Source organism: Hymenobacter glacieicola (assembly GCF_014640315.1).
Taxonomy (GTDB): Bacteria; Bacteroidota; Bacteroidia; order Cytophagales; family Hymenobacteraceae; genus Hymenobacter; species Hymenobacter glacieicola.
Genome location: NZ_BMGS01000003.1, coordinates 1 through 19,579 on the forward strand (window position 1 = coordinate 1; position 19,579 = coordinate 19,579).

Consider the following 19,579-nt stretch of genomic DNA (forward strand, 5'->3'; position numbering starts at 1 on the left):
GCATCCGCTTGCAACTCGTCATCGATGCGCATAACCAACGCATAGAAGCAGATGGCTAATCACCTGCTATTTTACCACCACCAGATTTTTTTGAACCTCACGTCTACCTTGTAAATGATCAAGCTAAAAAAACTTTACAGCCAGCCAGAAATATTTGACCCTATCACCTTTGAGTATGGGTTAAATATAATTATGGGCGAAAGATCAGAAAGCAGTGACAAAAAAATCGGGGTTGGAAAATCTATCTGCATAGAATTCCTTAACTATTGTTTGCTCAAAAATTATTCTACGAGCAGAATATCTTTAATACCTAAAGAGGCTTTAGATCTTGATACTATAATTTGCCTTGACCTTGATTTCAAATCATATCAATTAACCATTAATCGCTCTCTTGGAAACCATGAAAGGATAGTCATCTTCAAAGATGGCGAACCTATTGTTTTCGAAAAGGCCGATGAGGCTTCTGAATATCTAGGAAGCCTGTATTTTGAAGATTATCCAGTAGCAACAACACGAATTAGCTTTAGAAATTTATTAGCTCCAATTATAAGAGATGAAAGATCTGAGTTTAAGGATATAATCAAATGCTTTGATACAAGCAAATTAATACCAAGAGATTATAAACCCCACCTATTTTTCTTAAATTTAGATATTGAGCTGTACAATGAAATTGCAAAAACTATTTCTAACTACGACAAAAAAAGTAGCTTTGTATCTGAAACAAAGAAACTACTAACCAATAATGGTACAGTTAAAATAAGTGATGCTAAAGCTCATTTAAATGAACTTGAAAGCGAAGTATCTAAGATCAATTCCTCTATAGAACAGCTAAAAAGCTATGAATCATTTGACGTCATACAAAGTGACGTTATTAAATTTGAAAGCAAATTATCAGATTTAAGAAGCAAACAAAAAGCAATTAGACACGAAATAAAACAGATAACTTCTTTTCCGCAACACGAAAATATTGATGACAATGAGATAGGAATGCTCTTTAATCAATTTAAAAGCGGATTGGGAGACATAGTAAGCAAATCCGTAGAACAAACTAGAGAATTCAAATATAAGATTGACAATTTTAGAAATACAATTATACATAATAGGTTAGAAACCATAAAGCTTGAACTTTCTATAATTACTAACGAAATCAAAGATATTGACGAAATACTATCTAACAAACTTAATTTAATAGACAATGGAACACTGGTTAAAGATCTTAAATCAGCAATAAACATTTTTAACAGCAAAAACACTGAATTAAGCAGACTTAGATCTTTAATAGATAGATATGACACTTCCGAAAGGGAGAAAAAGAAGCTACAAGCAGAAAAAATCAAGCTTATCTCAAAACTTGACCAACATATTTTTGAAACTGAGCTAATTATAAATAGTTTTAAAAACACAATATTAGATATACACGAAAAAATAATGGGCAACAAAGAAGCTCATTTTGAAATAAAAACCACAAATAATAAAGAATTTATAAATTTCATACTAAGAACAGATTATGATGGAAGTCATACAACAGAGCGAATGAAAGTCTTTATATATGACACAGCTCTAATGTTTAACGAATACACAAAATCAAGACACCCTGGCTTTTTAGTACATGACAACATATTTGATAAAGATGATGATACTTTAGAGAAGAGTTTAAACTTTATTTTTAAACAGGATTTTGACAATCCTAACACCTTTCAATATATATTAACATTAAATAGTGACTTAGTAGATTCTATAATCAGAACAAATACGTTAAATTTCGATATTTCAGATTACAAAGTAGCCTCTTTCACAAAAGATTCCCGTTTTTTAAAGCATACTCCAAAATACACAGAATTGGCAAGCAAGAAATAAAAAGCGGCTGAAGCTTCATAAAGCTCCAGCCGCTTTCGCGTTAATGATGTTCAGCAGGAATTACATGTGAATCGCGCGGTTCTCTGTAGCAGCTAAGCAGGCTTCCTTCATGGCTTCGGCGTAGGTGGGGTGGGCGTGGCTCATGCGGGCTACGTCCTCGGCGGAGGCGCGGAACTCCATGGCCGTAACGGCTTCGGCAATGAGGTCGGCGATGCGCGGGCCAATCATGTGCACACCCAGGATTTCGTCGGTTTCCTTGTCGGCCAGTACTTTCACGAAGCCATCGAGGTCCATGGAGGCGCGGGCGCGGCCCGAGGCACGGAAGGGGAACGAGCCGGTTTTGTAGGCCTTGCCCTGCTCCTTCAGCTGCTCCTCGGTATAGCCGACTCCCGCCACTTCGGGCCAGGTGTACACTACCCCCGGGATGAGCAGGTAGTTTACGTGCGGCTTCTGGCCGGCAATGGTTTCGGCCACGAACACGCCTTCTTCCTCGGCCTTGTGGGCCAGCATAGCTCCCCGAATCACGTCGCCGATGGCGTAGATGCCGGGCACCGAGGTTTGCAGGTGTTCATCGACCTTGATGCGGCCGCGCTCCTCCATTTCTACGCCGGCCGCTTCCAGATTCAGGCCTGCGGTGTAGGGCACGCGGCCCACAGCTACCAGGCAGTAGTCGCCTTCAAACTTCACTTCCTCGCCTTTGGGGTTGGTAGCGGTTACGGTTACGGCGTCGCCCTCGCGGGTAGCACCGGTTACTTTGTGGCTCAGGAAGAACTCAATGCCGATTTTGCCCAGGATGCGCTTCAGCTCTTTGCCGAGGGCGCGGTCCATGGTCGGGATGAGGGAGTCCATGAACTCAATCACCGATACTTTCGCGCCGAGGCGAGCGTACACTGAAGCCATTTCCAGCCCGATTACGCCGCCGCCAATCACAATCATGTGCTTGGGCACCTCCCGGATGTTCAGGGCCTCGGTGCTGGTGATGATGCGCTGCTTGTCCTGCTGAATGAAGGGTAGCACGGTGGGCTTGGAGCCAGTCGCAATGATGACGTTTTTCGTCTCGATCTGCTGCTCCTCACCGCCCGCGGTGGGCTGGATTTTGATGTGATTCTTATCCACGAACGAACCGACGCCGTGCAGCACGTCGATCTTGTTCTTCTTCATCAGAAACTGGATGCCGTCGGTATTGGCCTTCACCACCCCGTTCTTCCGGTCGATGAGTTGGTTCATGTTGATCTGCAAGTCGCTCAGCTCAATGCCGTGCTCCTTGAAGGTGTGGCCGGCATTGTGGAAGTGCTCCGTGGAGTCGAGCAGGGCCTTGCTGGGAATGCAGCCCACGTTGAGGCAGGTGCCGCCCAGGGTGTCGTACTTCTCGATAAGGGCCGTTTTGAGGCCGAGCTGGGCGCAGCGGATGGCCGCCACATAACCGCCGGGCCCGGAGCCGATGACGGTAACGTCGTATTGGTTCATGCTAAGGTGAATTCGGTGGAAATCAACGGAGCGAAGGTACGGACGGCGAAGTTGGGAAATGGTGCAATGGCAAGTTTTTACGTTCCAATGATGCAGGTGGCAACGTTGCTTAAACCAGGTCAGAGCCAGAAACCATCTTTGCCTTTCGGCTGAAAAGCAGAACCGTTTTCTGCTGGACAGGCCACCCCGAAAAACGAGCAGCTCCCTTTCCGGGTTGGAAAGGGAGCTGCTCGTAATCATAGCTCAGATGGCGGCATCTCTACCCCACAGCAGGCTCCAACTGCCCCACCTGGCTGCGCAGCACCTCGCGGGCCATGGCCAGGCTGGTGCTACCGGAGTCGACGACCAGGTAGATAAACCGTCCGCCGTTGTCCGTTAGTTGCAGCAAGTGCAGCTGGCTGGAAAGGGTAATGAGGATGTCCTCGATGGCCTCACCCTGCAACGCCAGCGCGGTCAGGGCTTTGAGCTTGTGCTTGACCACTTCCGCGTTGTAGGCGGCCGCCGTGCCGGGGTCGATGGCAGATGAGTTGGTGTGCACCGCCAGGCTAGTGCCGGTGGCTACCTCTACTACGGCCACGGCCAGCAGCTCCGGCAGCTGCGCCAGCACGTTTTGCACGACCAGAGTCGCTAGCGGGTCGGGCTTGGGAAGCCTGTCGGGCCGGCGGGAGGCTTTCTTACGGTACGATTTCGGCTTCACTCCCTCTGGTTACTAGGTACTCAGGCGCGGTAGGCGCCTAGAAAAACAGCCAGCGCTTTTTCTGCTGGGCGCGGGGCAATAGGGTTACATCGGCGGTGCGGGAGCCTTTCACGGCCACCTCTTCGTCGTGGTAACCACCGTAGCCATACTTCAGAGAGCTGGTGCCGGCGGGTACCGTCAGCACGTACTCGCCCTGGGCGTTGGTAGATACCCCGCGCAGGCTGCCGGGCTGCATCACGGTAGCACCTACCAGGGGCTGACCGTTTTCGCCCTTAATCTGGCCGCGCACGGTAATCATGCGCATGGAAGCAGCTGCGGAGGCCATTTCGGCCGAGGCGCCGGCTTCCAGCGCTTCCTTAGCTGCTACATCCGTAGGCAGGCTGCCAGTGGGCAGGTTCTCGGTGGGGGTGCGAGTGCCGGCAAATACCACGGTGCCTACCAGCACGGCCGAGGCCACGAGGGTAGTGGCGCGACGGCGGAAGCGCACGGGCTCGGCCCGGATGTATTGAATCTGACGGTTTACCCAGCTCGGGGCCAGGGCTGCCTCTTGGGCGGCCTGCAACTCCTGCCAACGGGTAAGGGTCGAGTGGGCCTGATCGGCATCCCGATGCAGGTAGGCTTCCACGGCTTGCGCCGAAGCCTTGCTTAAGTCGCCACGTAGGTAGGCGTCCCGGTACACGGGCAGCAGCTCACCGGTTTGCGGATCGAAGGGAGAAGCTGTCAATTTCATAGGCGGGTAGGAAGTTGAAGTGAATAATTAGAAAAAGGAAACGTGGTACTCTTCTCCTCACAACACGGCAGCCCGATCCGCAACTACTCCTCACAGGTCCGCATCACCTCGCGGGCAATGCCCAGGTTGGTGTCCCGGCAGTCCACGGCTACGTACAGAAACCGCCGGCCATCGGGCAGCAGACGCAGCAAGTGCAACTGTGAGTGCAGCGTAATCAGGATTTCTTCCAGCTGCTCCTCGGCCCCCAACTGCAAGGCGGCCAGCGCCCGGCGCTGCTGGCGTACTACCTCGGCGTTGAAGTCCAGTGCCTTACTGAGGTTAAACTCGCGGGAAGTGGTGTAAGTAGCCAGGGCCTGCCCGGAGTCTACTTCTACCACGGCCGCTCCCAGCAATTCAGGAAGGCCAGTCAGTACCTGCTGTAGTATTCGTTCAGAGGCAGCCTTTTCAGGACCCGTTGCTGAGGAAACAATCCGGTTGGTAACGGGCCCCGTTAGCTCCTGCAACCGTTGAAAAAAAGGAATTTGCATAGGCCTACTTAAAAGCGCCGGTGCACAAGCGCCCCTCGGGCATCGGCCCTGGCCGGCCACTCTGGCCCTTCGCCGCCACGCCAAGCAGCGCCACCGGAACGGAACCGGCGAGTACCGAACGAGTGGGCCCGGCCCAACCCGTCCGGCCTGGCTTTAGGTGTACAGCTCCCGTCCTTAGGCTTAGTTATTAAGGGTAGCCACGTGGCTGCGCAGCACCTCGCGGGCAATGGCCAGGTTCGTGTCGCGGGAATTTACTACCAGGTAAATGAACTTGGTGCCGGCCTCAGTCAGCTTCAGCAGGTGAATCTGGTTGGAGAGGGTAATGAGGATGTCCTCGATGGTTTCCCCCTGCAGCTTCAGGGCCGTCATGGCCTTTTGCTTCTGCTTTACTACTTCGGTGTTGTAAGCGGCCGCCGTATCGGGGTTGAGGGCAGGCGAGTTGGAGTGCGACGCCAGGCTCATGCCGGAGGTAACATCAACTACAGCCACGGCCACCAGGCTGGGCAGGTCGTTGATGATGCCTTCTACTACTTTACCGGCGGGGTTATTAACTGAGTAAGCCATGCTACTGAATGGAGAAAATATAAGAGGAGGTGAAAAGTCAATCCGCACAAGCCGCCTGTTCCTCTGCTGCTACCCAGCCCCCGGCCCACGCGTTGGCCCGTTGCTGATTGCTTAAAAGAAGTCGTAAGTAAAACTTGTGGCAAGACTCCTGACTTGCTGGCACCGAGGGCCACAACAGGATGAATTGGTTTACAAATCTCTCTAGAATCCCGCCCCTAAAAAATGACTTTCGTCAACACAAAAAATGATATTGATTAAATTTTTCCCGCTGCTTACAGCCTGGGAAACCATAATGGGATTAATAAAGTACTATAAATACTAACTTATAAAATACTCCTCATTAAAACAAAACTCCCCCGCCAATTAGTACCGGCCGGGGGAGTACGGAAAGGCTGTTCTGCTGGTTTCAGCAAGGGGCATTTTTTTTCAGGCCAGGCCAGCTAACCTGTTTTACCAGGTTGCCTTATAGCATACCAGCCGTAGTACGAGCTACGCGGGAGGCCCACCGCTAGAATGAGCGGGTACTCGACCAAGACCTGACTAATGCTACCCCTGCCTTAATCGTAAAGGGCAGCCAAATAGGTCAGCTTATCTACGTTTAGGATAGTGATGCGGCTGCCTTGGGTGGCCACCAGCCCTTCGTCGCGGAACTCGGAGAGCAGGCGGCTGGCGGTTTCCTTGGCCGTACCCATTAGCGCGGCCAGGTCTTCGCGGGAGATGGGGATACTGAAGGGCTCATCGGTGGCGGGCCGAAATACGTTGTAGAGCAGTAGCAGGGCTTCGGCCAGCCGCTCACGCACGGGTTTGTAGGAGCCGTGCAGCATCCGCTCCTCAGCCTCGCCCAGGGCCTTGGCCAGCAGGCGCATCAGGGAATGAGCAAACTGAGCATTCTGCTCAATGAGGCTGAAAAAATCAGTGCGCGGCACCAGGCACACCACGCAGTCGGTGAGGGCGGTGGCAGCCGTGGAGTAGCTGCCCCCCATCATCAGGGAGCGGTAGCCGATAACGTCGCCTTCCTTCACCAACCGGATGATGTGCTCCTTGCCATCAGCACTGAGTTTGGACACCTTAATCTTGCCCTGGTGCACGCAGTAGAGCCCATTGGCCCGGCTACCCTGCTGAAATATTACTTGCCCTTTGTGGTAGGACTGGTGCACCTTTCCACCCGAAATAAAGGCCAACTCGCCGTGCTGGCAGGCCCCCAGCAACGACTGTTGCACGTGCGGGCAGTTCTGACAATTGACGGGAACAGAGGGAACTATCATAAGGTAATACGATATAGACTACTTGCCCTGGCGCTGCAGGCTGTGCTGAAAGCCGTTGGTAGTACGACTGCCTTGGCAAAATTCAAATCACCTTCTCTTCAAAAGCTAGCCCATTGCTGCGGCTATCGTTCTCTTAATTGGCTATCTAAACTACAGATAGCACGCATTTGTGCCATTACCACCAGCAAAATTAACTTATTTTTAATCCTATAATGCACTTAATTAGCTCACGCACTGTCCTATAATGACACAATGCTTTTCCATTAAGAGAATGAGCTTCTTAAAATAAGACTACTAGTACGTTTACCCCTGTCCCCTTGGCTGTTTAGTCGTAGCTACAACGGCGCGCTTATATTTATCCTAACCTCCCCTATCTGTTACCCATAGCTTTGGACGTAAGCCTGGGTTATTCTACCAGCACCCCGATATAGTAGTTTTCCGTGTCAACTTCCAGATTCTCGCGGGTGAGGCCGGGCAGGTTCAGGGGCTGGAAGGAGGTAGTAAGCGGCAGGGTGCGGTACTCGCCGCCTTTGGTGCGCAGCCGGATGGGTAGGTTGAACTCCGGCACGTTGGCAATCCAGCGGCCCAGGGGCTTGCCCTCCTCGAAACGAATTTCCAAAGTAGGCAGGCTGGAATAGCGCAGGTACTGGTCGAAAATGAGCGTGAGGTTGTAGCCGGTTTGCTGGCTGAGGTAGCCCACCACCTGTGGGGTAGTCACGGTTTGGTGGTAGAAGGTGCGCGAAAGGCCTCGCAGCAGTTCCCGCCACCGGGCATCGTCGGGCACGTAGGCCGTCCGGATCAGGTTCAGCACGTTGCTACCCTTGTCGTACATATCGGATGAGCCCTCCCGGTTTACTTCATAAGGACCGATGATTGGCGCGTCGTTCTGGATATTACGGCGCTGCCCGCGGATGTACTGCTGGGCGGCCGGCTTGCCGAACTGGCTTTCCACGAACAAGGCTTCAGAGTAGGTAGTAAAGCTTTCGTGAATCCACATGTCGGCAATGTCCTTGCTGGTGATGTTATTGCCAAACCACTCGTGCCCGCTTTCGTGGATGATGATGAAGTCCCACTTCAAGCCCCAGCCCGTGGCGGAGCGGTCCTTGCCCAGGTAGCCGTTCTGGTACTTGTTGCCGTAGGCCACGGCACTCTGGTGCTCCATGCCCAGGTGCGGGGCCTCCACCAGCTTATAGCCATCCTCATAGAACGGGTAGGGCCCAAACCACGACTCCAGGGATTTGAGCATGGGTTTTACGTTGGCCGCAAACTGGGTTTTGGCCTTGGTCAGGTTTTCGGGCAGCACCCAGTAGTCCAGGGTCAGCCTGCCTTTTTCGCCGGCGTACTCATCGGCGAAGTGCGTGTAGTCGCCCACGTTCAGGGCCACGTCGTAGTTGTTGATGGGGTTGCTTACAAACCAGTCGAAGCGGGTAGCGCCGCCCTTCAGGGTGGTAGTACGGCGCAGGCGGCCGTTCGACACGTCCTTCAGGCCCTTGGGCACCGTCACGCTGATAAGCATGGAATCGGGCTCGTCGGACTGGTGGTCTTTGGTAGGCCACCAGATGCTGGCCCCTACCCCCTGGCAGGCCGAGGCAACCCAGGGCTGGCCCTTGCTGTCCTGGGTAAACACCAGCCCGCCGTCCCAGGGCGCGTGCTTGGCTTCGGTGGGCTGCCCGGAGTAAAACACGGTGAAGGCGGCGCGGCTCCCCCTGCGAATGGGCGCCGGAAACGTAACGAACACGGCGTTGGCCTCGCGGGTAAATGGCACCGACTTGCCCTGGAACTCCACCTTTTCCACCTTCAGGTTCGCAAACAGATCAAACTGCAGCCGGCTAAAATCCTGGGTGGCCGTGAAACCGAACAGGTTGGAGCCGCTGATGGCTTTCCGGCCGACATCCAGCCGCACATCCAGGTGGTAGTAGGTAACGTCGTAGCAGGTACGCAGGGGCGTAAGGGCCCCGCGCAAAGAATCGGCGCGGGTGAAGGCGGGCTTGGCCTGGAGCAGCTGGGCGGCGGCCGGACCGCTCAGGCCCACCGACAGGCTCAGCCACAGAAGCAGAAGAGAAGAGCGCACGGGCAAACAAGGTAGGAGTACGCGGTAAAGAACGGCATTCGGGCGCAAGCGCTGCACCCAATGGCTCAAACGAGCTGGTAAGCCGCCTCACCTGCTTTGCCCTGCCGCTCGTTGCCCGGCAAAGTAGTTCGAGGAGCTGGTGGTAGCGCGCGGCCATCCTGCCAAAACCGGCGTAGGTTTGCAGCCTACTTCCTTTCGGCTTTCATGGCAACTCAGCTACCTCCTTCCCGCACGGCCCTGCTGTTGGCCTTCGCGGCCATCTACCTTATCTGGGGCTCCACCTACCTGGGCATCCGTTTTGCCATCGACTCAATGCCGCCCCTGCTTATGGCGGGCAGCCGCTACGCGCTGGCTGGCGCAACACTCTACGGCTTCATGCGCCTGCGCGGGGAGCCGGCCCCTAGCTGGCGCGGCTGGGGCGTGGCCCTGCTGATTGGTATCTGTCTGCTGGCTTTCGGCAACGGGGGCGTCACGCTGGGCGAGCAGTACATTCCCTCGGGGCTGGCGGCGTTGCTGGTGGCCACGGTACCCATGTTCCTGGCCGTGCTGGGGTGGTGGAGCGGGGTAGCCCAGCGCCCTACCCCGGCCGTAACTCTAGGGCTGGTGTGCGGCCTGGGCGGCGTGTATCTGCTGGCCCGCACGCCCGGCGTTAGCCACGTAGCGCTGCCCGGCCACGAGGGCATTGGCCTAACCCTAGTGCTAACCGCGGCGCTGGTGTGGGCCATTGGCTCGTTGTACTCCAAGCGTCACCAGCCGAGTCCGTCCCCTTTCTTGTCAGGAGGTATGCAGATGCTATGCGGGGGGTTGGTGATGCTGGTCGTAGGCTTTATCCGGGGCGAGGCCCAGGGCTTTGAGCTGGCGCAGGTGACTTCCAAATCGTGGCTGGCGTATATCTATCTGGTTACGTTTGGGTCGATTGTCGCCTTTACGGCCTACATCTGGCTGTTGCGGGCCGTGGAGCCGGCGCTGGCCGGTACCTATGCTTTTGTGAACCCCGTGGTGGCCGTGCTGCTGGGCTGGGCCTTTGCCGGCGAGCAGCTGAACGCCGGCATGCTCGGGGGTGCGGCCCTGATTGTGCTAGCCGTGGGGCTGGTGGTGCTGGGGGGCAGGCACGCCGCCTGAGGCCGTTTCTTCTACCAGAAGTAAAAGCTAGCAACCCGAATTTCCTCTGCTCCGATTCCTTCTGCCTGCTACCGCCATGGAACATCTACCTGATATACAATCCGAAGAGGACATTCGCCTGTTGGTCGACGCCTTCTACAGCCGGGTGCAATCCGACGAGCTGATTGGGCCTATCTTCGAGGCAGTAGTGCAGGGTCAGTGGCCCCGCCATTTAGCTACCATGTACGACTTCTGGAGCAGCCTGCTGCTGGGCACGGGGCGCTACCGGGGCCGGCCCTTTCCCAAACACTTGGCCCTGCCCGTCGACAGCCAACACTTTCGGCGCTGGCTTACTCTATTCGTGGAAACGGTTGAGGCTCACTTCGAAGGCCCTACCGCCGACGAGGCGCTGCATAAAGCGGGTAACCTTGCCTCCATTTTCGAGTATCGTATCCAGCAAGCCAGAAATCCGCTAAATCTGCTTTGAAACTTTTTTATGCAGAGTTCAGCTTTAGTAGCTGCTAATCAGCTAGAAAGGATATAATTTCAAGGAATCAGAAAAATATTTTTCGCTCGTTAGCGAAATTTGCGCAACCTGCGTAAATTCGCTGCGTATCCACTGGTCCTACCTCTGCTCGTATGGCTACTTCTACTCTTCCCGATTTGTGCACCGAAGGTGACATCAAGACGCTGGTGGATACCGCGTTCAGCAAAGCCAATGAAGATGAGCTTTTGGCTCCTCTGTGCAGTGCCGTTGCGCGCGTGCACTGGCCCCGCCACCTTACTTCCATGTATGATTACTGGAGCACAGCACTGCTAGGCACCACCCGCTACCAGGAAGGACAACTGGTTCCCCTGCACTCAGCACTGCCGGCCCAGGGGCCTTTGTTTCAGCGTTGGGTGTCCTTGCTGAAGCGCACCGTTGACGAGAAGTTTGCTGGCTCCAAAGCCGAAGAAGCTAAAAGCAAAGTAGCAACGCTGGCCTCCAACTCCCGCGCTGCCTAACTCATACTACCCCGCTCTTTTCCCCACCCCCAATTCCCGCTCCTTTCTCACCCACCCATCCACCCACCCGCTGAAAAGCCCTCTGGTTTATTCCAGAGGGCTTTTTTGCTATAACCCCTTCTTGATATTAACACAGAAAGGGCTACCCATCATAACGGGTAGCCCTTTCTGTTCACGCATCAACACTAGGTTTACACGCCCAGCAGCAGACGGGTGGGGTCTTCGAGCAGTTCCTTCACGCGCACCAGGAACGACACTGACTCGCGGCCGTCAATGATGCGGTGGTCGTAGCTCAGGGCCAGGTACATCATGGGCCGAATTACTACTTGACCGTTTTCGGCAATGGGGCGCTGCACGATGTTGTGCATACCCAGGATGGCCGACTGTGGGGCGTTGATAATCGGGGTACTCATCATGGAGCCGAACACGCCACCGTTGGTGATGGTGAACGTGCCGCCGGTCATCTGCTCAATGGTGAGCTTGTTGTCGCGGGCCAGGGTAGCGAGGCGCACGATTTCCTTCTCAATGCCATCAAACGACAGTTCCTCGGCGTTGCGAATCACCGGTACCACCAGCCCTTTCGGGGCCGATACGGCAATGCTGATGTCGCAGAAGTCGTTGTACACGATGTCGGTACCGTCAATCTGGGCATTCACGGCGGGCCACTCTTTCAGGGCCACGCACACGGCCTTGGTGAAGAATGACATGAAGCCGAGGCCGACCGAGTGCTTCTCCTTGAACTTGTCTTTGAACTTGTTGCGCAGGTCCATGATGGGCTGCATGTTCACCTCGTTGAAGGTGGTGAGCATGGCCGTCTCGTTCTTCACTGACACCAGACGGCGGGCTACCGTCTTGCGCAGGTTGCTCATCCGCTCCCGGCGCACGTTGCGGTTGCCGCTTGTAGCCGGAGCTGCTGCTACTGGCGCGGCAGCTTTGGCCGGAGCTGCAGGGGTAGCAGCCGGAGCGGCCGGACGAGCCTGGGCGTTTTGAGCATCTTCTTTCGTGATGCGCCCGTCGCGGCCGGAGCCTTGCACATCGGCAGGGCTGATGCCCTTTTCACCCAGGATCTTACCAGCCGCCGGCGACGGGGTGCCGGTAGCATAGCTAGTAGCGCTGGAGGTTGCTGGGGCTGTAGCGGCCGAAGCAGCCTGCGCGGCGGCCGGAGCAGTGGCCGGAGCCGAAGCTACCGGAGCAGCGCCGCTGCCGCCCTCAATGCGGGCAATGGTAGCGCCGATGCCGATGGTTTCGCCTTCCTTAGCGGCGTGACGCAAGGTGCCGCTACCCTCAGCGGGCAGTTCAAACGTAGCCTTATCAGACTCCAGCTCGGCAATGATTTCGTCGCGCTGCACTTGGGCTCCATCTTCCTTCAGCCACTTGGCCACGGTTACTTCTGTAATGGACTCGCCAACAGCCGGAATCTTCATTTCTACGGTAGCCGCGCTTCCGCCGCCATTGCTGGCGGGTGTAGCAGCCGGGGCCGGGGCCGCTGCGGTAGGCGTATCAGCCGAGCCAGCCTGGGAGCCGCCGTAGCCGCTTTGGTTGCTGGCCTCGGGGTTTTGCTCGCCCTGGGATACTGGATCAGCACTGGCCGCGGCAGCTGGCGCACTGGCTGCCGGAGCGGCAGCGGGGGCCGGAGCCGCCGAAGCGCCAGCGGCGCCGTCGATATCGGCAATGGTGGTACCGATGCCGATGGTTTCGCCCTCGGCCACGCGAATTTTCAGGATACCGTCAGTTTCAGCGGGCAGCTCAAACGTGGCTTTGTCTGATTCCAGCTCAGCAATTACTTCGTCGCGCTTCACGGCGTCGCCGTCGGCTTTCAGCCATTTAGCAATGGTAACCTCGGTGATGGACTCGCCGACGGCGGGGATTTTAATTTCCAGACCCATAAGTGGGAGAGTTGAAGGGTTTCGGTGGGTAGTAGGGCAAGCCAAGCTAGGCAGCTTGCACTCCTGAACGACTATCGGAAAGAGCTTGGCACAACCCGCCGGTCAGCGAGGCAGTTGCCTGGCCAACCGGCGAGCAACCAGCTTAGTCAGCTTTTTGGGCGTTGGCAGCAGTTTCCTTGATGGTGGCATCGGCCACGGCTTCTTTAGGCTTGTCGAAGGCGCGGGCCACGAGGTCCTTTTGCTCCTTGATATGCACCTTGTTGTAGCCGGTAGCGGGCGAAGCGGAAGGTTTGCGCGAAATCACGTCTTCCAGCTCACGGCGCATGAAGCGCAGCAGGTAGTTCCAGTAGCCCATGTTTTCGGGCTCCTCCTGTACCCAGTACACTTTGGCCTTCGGATACTTCGCCAGCTCGGTGGCCAGCTGTTTCTGCGGGAAGGGGTGCAGCTGCTCCAGGCGCACAATGGCCACGTCGCGGCGCTCCGACTTCTGCTGCTCTTCCAGCAGGTCAAAGTACACTTTACCCGTGCACAGCAGCACGCGCTTCACCTTTTTGTCCTCGGCGTACACGTCGCCGAGCACTTCGCGGAAGGTACCGGAGGTGAACTCCTCCACCGGCGACACGCACAGCGGGTGGCGCAACATCGACTTGGGCGACATCACCACCAACGGCTTGCGGAACTCCCAGGTCAGCTGCCGGCGCAGGGCGTGGAAGAAGTTGGCCGGCGTGGTCATGTTGGCTACCACGATGTTGTGCTCGGCGGCCAGCTGCAGGAACCGCTCGGGGCGGGCGTTGGAGTGCTCCGGGCCTTGGCCTTCGTAGCCGTGGGGCAAGAGCATCACCAAGCCGTTCATGCGCTGCCACTTGCTTTCCGACGACACAATGAACTGGTCAATCATGGTCTGGGCACCGTTGGCGAAGTCGCCGAACTGCGCTTCCCAGATAACCAGGGCCGTGGGGTTGGCCATGGCGTAGCCGAATTCAAAGCCCAGCACCCCGTACTCGCTCAACAGGGAGTTGTAGATGCGCAGCTGCTCCTGGCCTTGCTCAATATAGTTCAGGGAGTTGTAAGGTGCCGAGGTTTCGGCATCGTGCAGAACGGCGTGGCGGTGCGAGAACGTGCCGCGCTGCACATCCTGGCCGCTCAGGCGCACAATGTGCTTTTCGGCCAGCAACGAACCGTAAGCCAGCAGTTCACCCGCCGCCCAGTTCAGGTTCCGCGACTCAAAGAACATCTTCCGACGCTCCTCCATCAGCTTTTCAATCTGCTTCAGCGGGCGGAAGCCTTCGGGCAGGGTTGTCAGGGCCTTGCCTACTTTCTGCACCAGCTCCTCGCTGATGCCGGTTACCGGCGACTGGTCAAAGTCCTCGGGCTTGCTGCGGCGCAGGCTGCGCCACTCGTTTTCGAGGGCCTGGTAGTTGTAGGGCAACGGCTTCTGCTTCACCAAGTCCAAGCGGGCCTGCAGGGTGTCGCGGAACTCTTTGTCCATCTGGTTGGCCAGCTCCTTGTCCACGTCGCCGCGCTCTACCAGCATGGCATTGTACACCTCGCGGGGGTTCTGGTGCTTGCTGATGAGGTTGTAGAGCGTGGGCTGCGTGAACTTGGGCTCGTCCGACTCGTTGTGGCCGTGGCGGCGGTAGCACACCATATCGATAAAGATATCGGCGTGGAACTGCTGGCGGTACTCGGTGGCCAGCTGCACGGCAAATACCACGGCTTCGGGGTCGTCGCCGTTCACGTGCATTACCGGCGCGTCGATAATCTTGGCCAAGTCGGTGCTGTAGATAGACGAGCGGGCGTCCTCGAAGTCGGTGGTGAAGCCTACCTGGTTATTGATGACGAAGTGCACGGTGCCGCCGGTTTTGTAGCCTTCCAGCTGCGACATCTGGGTCACCTCGTAGCCAATGCCCTGCCCGGCCACGGCGGCGTCGCCGTGAATCAGGATGGGCAACACCTTATTGTAGTCGTTCTGGTAGCCGTGGTCGAGCTTGGCCCGCACGAAGCCTTCCACTACCGGGTTTACCGCCTCCAAGTGGCTGGGGTTGGGCGCTAGCTTCAGGTTCACGGTGCGGCCACCGGCCTCTACCTGGCTGCTGTAGCCCATGTGGTACTTCACGTCGCCGTCGCCCATGGTCAGGTCCGGTACGGCCGTGCCCTCGAATTCCGAGAAGATCTGCTCATAGGTTTTGCCCATGATGTTGGCCAGCACGTTCAGGCGGCCGCGGTGGGCCATGCCAATCATCACTTCTTCTACCCCCAGCTCGGCGCCCTTCCGAATGATGGCATCGAGGGCCGGAATGGTGGTTTCGCCGCCTTCCAGGGAGAAGCGTTTCTGCCCCAAGAATTTAGTATGCAGGAAGTTCTCGAATACAACGGCCTCGTTGAGCTTGCTCAGGATGCGCTTCTTGTATTCTACGCCGGGGTTGAAGCTCAGCGAGTCCTTTTCTACCTTCTCGCGGAACCAGTCGAGCACCTGTGGGTCGCGGATATACATGTACTCGAACCCGATGGTGCGGGTGTACACTTTATCCAAAGCGGCCACAATGTCGCGGAGCTTGGCGTTCGATCCGAGGCCTAGTACTTCGCCGTTTTTGAACGTCGTATCCAAATCAGCCTCGCTCAAGCCAAAATCCGACAAGCTCAGGCGGGCTTTCCGGTCTTTTCGCTCCCGCACCGGGTTGGTGCGGGCTACTAGGTGGCCCCGGCTGCGGTAGGCGTGGATCAGGTTGCGAACCTGAGTTTCCTTGTCGGCCGAGACGGTATCTACGGCGCGGATAGCCCCAGCTTGGTTGGTGCTGGCAGTAGTGCTTAGCACACCTTCACCGTCTGCTTGCGTACCCCCATCTTCGGAGTACTGCTGGGCGAAATCGAAACCTTCAAAGAATTTCTGCCAGCTTACGTCAACCGATTGCGGATCGGCCTTGTACGATTGGTAGAGCTGATCAATGTATTCGCCATGTGCGTTGGCGATGTAAGAGTAAGCATCCATGCGGTGGGAACTGGTAGTGTCAGGAGTAAAGGTAAATAGCTTGAGTAGAAAGCTAAAACCAATATGCGCATATGCAAATAAACTTGTTAATCAAGCGTATGCGCATCTTCAACACTGAGTGGGTAGTTAGAATGCCCAATCTATCAAATAAATACAAAAGCCGTCCCTATAATCAGGGACGGCTTTTCTACTCATCCACTTACTTCTTATTTCGGTAAGCTCATCTTAAAGATGTGGTAGGGCTGGTCCTGCTTGCCAACACCTTTGTTCCAAGTAGGCGTTTTGTGGATGGCCGAATTGGTAACGTACAAGGTGCCGTCAGCCGTGAGCGAAAAGCTGTCGGGCCACTCCAGGCGCGGATCCTGGACCACCAGTTCGATCTTGCCTGCGGGCGTGCGGCGCTTAATGGAATGATCCTCGAACGTGGTCATGTATAGGTTGTTCTGTGCATCCAACTCCATACCGTCGCAGGCCGGCACCTTGCCCAAGTCCTCAATTTGCTGGGCTAGTTGCGCATCCGACAAAGCCGGATTGCGCAAAGCTTCGGTTTTGATGCGGTAGAGCTTATAACTGGTCAGGGGCTTCCAGTAGAGGTACTGCAGGTCCTGGCTCAACGCAATGCCATCAGCGTTGAAGCGGGCCTTGTTGCCGCTGGGGTCAATCAGCTCGTGCCCGTCGGCCTTGATGTTGAGGGTAGTGTCGGCCATCATGGTAGGGTGCTGGGCCAGCAACTTCCGCGACTTGCCTGATTTCAAGTCAACCACCACCAAACTCCCTACCCCCGACTCGGTGATGTAAGCGTACTGATTTTGGGTATCAACACGCACGTCGTTAAGGTAAGATTTGCGCGAGGCCACGCTTTCGGGGATGCTGATATTCTGCACCACCTTATCCGTTTTAGGATCTATCTTGACCAGTTTGGGGCCGCCGGGCACGGTGCCTTTGATGCCGGGGGAAGCGGGATCAAGCACCCACAACATGCCGGTTTTATCCGTGTACACGCTCTGTGGGCAGATCCAGTGCTTCTGCGGCTCATTGCGCACGCTCTCATTCCACAGGTTCCAGTTGGCATCGGGGTAGCCTTTCACAGACCCATCGGGCATGATTTCGGCCACGGGGTTCACCGGGTTGTTGTCCCAGCGCGGAAAGTCGCCGAACACGCGGCCATCGGGCGTAACGGCCACGCCCACAATCTGCGGCTCCCGGAACCGGGCCACCACCTGCAAGGGCGAATTGGCCGGCGCGACGGGAGCAGTGGTACTGGCAGAATCCGTAGCGGTAGTAGTACCGGCCGCATCACTGGGGGTAGTGGAAGGCGAAGAACAAGCCGTTAGAAGGCCAGCAAGCGCGCCCGCCAGGGCAGTAGCAGTTGGCTTTGACAAAGTAGGGTGAAGCATAGTTGGCAAGGGTTGGTTGGAAATGAGGCAGGGCAAAAGGCTAATAATTTCTAATCATGTCCATACGGCCTGACCTCAAGCAGGTTCCTACCTCGCCTATAACCTTGCCCTGACAACTCCCGTAAGGGGCGGGACTATTCGCGTTTTGAAAGCCGTTTTCTACTAATTTTTTTAGCATTGCGTAGAAAGGCCACTTAAAAAAAAGTTCTTACCTTTGAGGCCTTAAAAACGACAACATTTTGTAAGTACAACTAATTATAATAATTATCTATATTTAACTCCTTAACATTCCTTTCTCACGCATGTTTTCGGCCTTTAAAGCCGCTTACCATACCTAAAAGGCGTTTTTATTCTGCTAATGCAGATGGCGCGCTTCCCACTAGCCGAGTCGGGCCGGCTGTCCATCCTCTCCGGACCCAAGTGAGAGTTCACGAACCCAACCATCATGTCCATTGCGTTATTCTTACTGACCTTCCTCTTCCCTCCCCGTACTCTTTCTGTCTCCGCTCTGGCTCTTCCTTCCACGGTTGCTAGCCTAAGCCCCCGCCCGGTATCCGTAGCCATACCGGTTGTGCCCTTAAAAAAGGCCCCCCAAACCCTGTCGTACCGCGTAACGGCAACCACCTACTGGCCCGAAGTGGGTCAGACCGATGATAACCCGATGGAAACCGCCGATGGCTCCATCATCCCTACCCGGCACTCCAGCAAAACCCGCTGGCTAGCCGTTTCCCGCGACCTGCTTAGCAAGTGGGGCGGCCCTTTCCACTACGGCGACAAGGTGCGCGTACGTGGCATTTCCGACGACCTAGATGGCGTTTATGTAATTCACGATACTATGAACCGACGCCACCGCCACTGCGTGGATGTACTGGTTAGTGAGCGTGAATGCAAGAAGAAAAGCGGTTTTGAAGGCCGCTGGACCAACATCAAAATCACGAAGTACGCGGAGCCTACCCCCTGGCAAGCCAGCTAGGTTCGGCGCGTCAGCTAGTGCCCCCGGCCATTTTAGGAAAATGCTCCAGCAACTGGGGCTGCCCGTCCGCATCATACAGGAAGGTGAGCGGCTCGGCCGGATTACGCATGATTTCCTTCAACGGAATCTGCCATTTTTTCCACATTTCCAGCAGCGACTGCGCGTACCCGCTATTCTCCCAGGGGTTGAATATAGCGGTGTTGATGTCGTCAATTAGCGTATCCAGGGTTACTTCCGTGTCGCCGGGCTTTACGGCGCGGGGGTAGTAGTCAGGGATGATGTTCAGCAAGTACGCTGCGTAATATACCCGTGCCTTAAATTCGGCTATCTGCACGGGGTGTAGCGGCCGGTACGCATCTTGGTACACGCGGCGCATGGCTTGCTGAATAATGCCGTTATCTACTAGACAAGCCACTAGCACGGTATTGTCCAGCTTAATACTGAAGGCTATGGTGCTCAGGTCGTCGTCGTACTCAAAGGGAATGGTGTCCTCGCGCGGGTCAGTTTCCAGAATAAAGATGGACCCGGGCGTGAAGTCATCATACTCCATGGGCACCCGCAAGGCCTGCAGGGGCTGGAAAAACGCCTGAAAGCGGCGCAGCAGCAGGGCATTTTCGGCCAGCGGGTACTGGGGGCGGGCCAACGGGTCCAGCTCGTTCAGCAGTTCGGTTACCAGAATGCCGTAGAACATTTTGCCCAGCCAGAGAAACAGCGTTTGCTCGTCGAGGCTGCGGAAGCCGGTTATTCCTTCGGCGGCGGCCGCTTCTACCTGGGCCTCCAGGGGCGCTACGTGCTGGGTGCGGCAGTGGGCACAGCAAGCAATACGGAGTTGCTGATACTGCACAATGCTCATATCCAGCAACTTAATTTGCCGCTCGTGTAGGTTATAGCGGTGCATTAGCCACTCGGCAAACACGGGTATGGTATCCTGAGGAGGCATGGTAGGGGCACCGCACAGAAAGCAGTGACGCATGCCGAAGCGCATCCCTTCGAAAGGATCATACAAGGTTAACTTGGCGAGGGGCGGAAATTCAGACATAACAGCTGGAA

At 55.6% G+C, this 19,579-nt stretch carries 16 protein-coding genes; 5 read left to right on the plus strand and 11 right to left on the minus strand.

Annotated elements, in window-relative coordinates:
* Positions 1-114: 114 nt before the first annotated feature.
* Complete coding sequence (locus tag IEW18_RS05875) at positions 115-1,857, plus strand: DUF2326 domain-containing protein (RefSeq protein ID WP_188556905.1); 1,743 nt, start codon at positions 115-117, stop codon at positions 1,855-1,857.
* A gap of 60 nt (positions 1,858-1,917) precedes the next feature.
* Here the strand turns inward: IEW18_RS05875 and lpdA are convergent, their stop codons facing one another.
* From lpdA to IEW18_RS05910, 7 genes are all read right to left on the minus strand, one after another.
* Positions 1,918-3,324: a dihydrolipoyl dehydrogenase gene (gene lpdA, locus IEW18_RS05880; protein WP_188556906.1), complete on the minus strand. Its 1,407-nt coding sequence runs from the start codon at positions 3,322-3,324 to the stop codon at positions 1,918-1,920.
* A 259-nt stretch (positions 3,325-3,583) separates the two neighbouring features.
* Entirely contained in the window at positions 3,584-4,021 is a 438-nt protein-coding gene (locus IEW18_RS05885) for a hypothetical protein (protein WP_229728619.1), read from the minus strand.
* 37 nt (positions 4,022-4,058) lie between these two features.
* Positions 4,059-4,751 (minus strand): carboxypeptidase-like regulatory domain-containing protein, encoded by a 693-nt coding sequence (locus tag IEW18_RS05890; RefSeq protein ID WP_188556907.1) that lies wholly within the window; start codon positions 4,749-4,751, stop codon positions 4,059-4,061.
* A gap of 83 nt (positions 4,752-4,834) precedes the next feature.
* The gene (locus IEW18_RS05895) at positions 4,835-5,278 is read right to left on the minus strand and encodes a hypothetical protein (protein WP_188556908.1); all 444 of its coding nucleotides are present in this window, start codon (positions 5,276-5,278) and stop codon (positions 4,835-4,837) included.
* 180 nt (positions 5,279-5,458) lie between these two features.
* Entirely contained in the window at positions 5,459-5,842 is a 384-nt protein-coding gene (locus tag IEW18_RS05900) for a hypothetical protein (RefSeq protein ID WP_188556909.1), read from the minus strand.
* A 557-nt stretch (positions 5,843-6,399) separates the two neighbouring features.
* Positions 6,400-7,107 (minus strand): Crp/Fnr family transcriptional regulator, encoded by a 708-nt coding sequence (locus IEW18_RS05905; protein WP_188556910.1) that lies wholly within the window; start codon positions 7,105-7,107, stop codon positions 6,400-6,402.
* A gap of 406 nt (positions 7,108-7,513) precedes the next feature.
* The gene (locus IEW18_RS05910) at positions 7,514-9,178 is read right to left on the minus strand and encodes a M1 family metallopeptidase (protein ID WP_188556911.1); all 1,665 of its coding nucleotides are present in this window, start codon (positions 9,176-9,178) and stop codon (positions 7,514-7,516) included.
* A gap of 204 nt (positions 9,179-9,382) precedes the next feature.
* On the opposite strand from IEW18_RS05910, the gene yedA reads away from it, so the two are divergent.
* From yedA to IEW18_RS05925, 3 genes are all read left to right on the plus strand, one after another.
* A complete protein-coding gene (gene yedA / locus IEW18_RS05915; protein ID WP_188556912.1) occupies positions 9,383-10,300 on the plus strand; it encodes a drug/metabolite exporter YedA in 918 nt (305 codons plus the stop codon).
* 76 nt (positions 10,301-10,376) lie between these two features.
* Positions 10,377-10,766 carry a group III truncated hemoglobin gene (locus tag IEW18_RS05920; protein ID WP_188556913.1) on the plus strand — a complete coding sequence of 130 codons (390 nt, stop codon included), beginning with the start codon at positions 10,377-10,379 and terminating at the stop codon, positions 10,764-10,766.
* 152 nt (positions 10,767-10,918) lie between these two features.
* Positions 10,919-11,284, plus strand: coding sequence for a group III truncated hemoglobin (locus IEW18_RS05925; protein ID WP_188556914.1), 366 nt, complete (start codon positions 10,919-10,921; stop codon positions 11,282-11,284).
* Positions 11,285-11,475: 191 nt separating this feature from the next.
* On the opposite strand, the gene odhB is transcribed toward IEW18_RS05925, so the two are convergent.
* The 3 genes from odhB to IEW18_RS05940 all read right to left on the minus strand — a co-directional run bounded on the left by odhB (position 11,476) and on the right by IEW18_RS05940 (position 17,556).
* Positions 11,476-13,170 carry a 2-oxoglutarate dehydrogenase complex dihydrolipoyllysine-residue succinyltransferase gene (gene odhB / locus IEW18_RS05930; protein ID WP_188556915.1) on the minus strand — a complete coding sequence of 565 codons (1,695 nt, stop codon included), beginning with the start codon at positions 13,168-13,170 and terminating at the stop codon, positions 11,476-11,478.
* 142 nt (positions 13,171-13,312) lie between these two features.
* Positions 13,313-16,159: a 2-oxoglutarate dehydrogenase E1 component gene (locus tag IEW18_RS05935; RefSeq protein ID WP_188556916.1), complete on the minus strand. Its 2,847-nt coding sequence runs from the start codon at positions 16,157-16,159 to the stop codon at positions 13,313-13,315.
* A gap of 206 nt (positions 16,160-16,365) precedes the next feature.
* Positions 16,366-17,556 carry an L-dopachrome tautomerase-related protein gene (locus tag IEW18_RS05940; RefSeq protein ID WP_188556917.1) on the minus strand — a complete coding sequence of 397 codons (1,191 nt, stop codon included), beginning with the start codon at positions 17,554-17,556 and terminating at the stop codon, positions 16,366-16,368.
* Positions 17,557-18,127: 571 nt separating this feature from the next.
* On the opposite strand from IEW18_RS05940, the gene IEW18_RS05945 reads away from it, so the two are divergent.
* The gene (locus tag IEW18_RS05945; RefSeq protein ID WP_188556918.1) at positions 18,128-18,529 is read left to right on the plus strand and encodes an RlpA-like double-psi beta-barrel domain-containing protein; all 402 of its coding nucleotides are present in this window, start codon (positions 18,128-18,130) and stop codon (positions 18,527-18,529) included.
* 10 nt (positions 18,530-18,539) lie between these two features.
* On the opposite strand, the gene IEW18_RS05950 is transcribed toward IEW18_RS05945, so the two are convergent.
* Complete coding sequence (locus IEW18_RS05950) at positions 18,540-19,568, minus strand: hypothetical protein (protein WP_229728620.1); 1,029 nt, start codon at positions 19,566-19,568, stop codon at positions 18,540-18,542.
* Between the last annotated feature and the right edge of the window lie 11 nt (positions 19,569-19,579).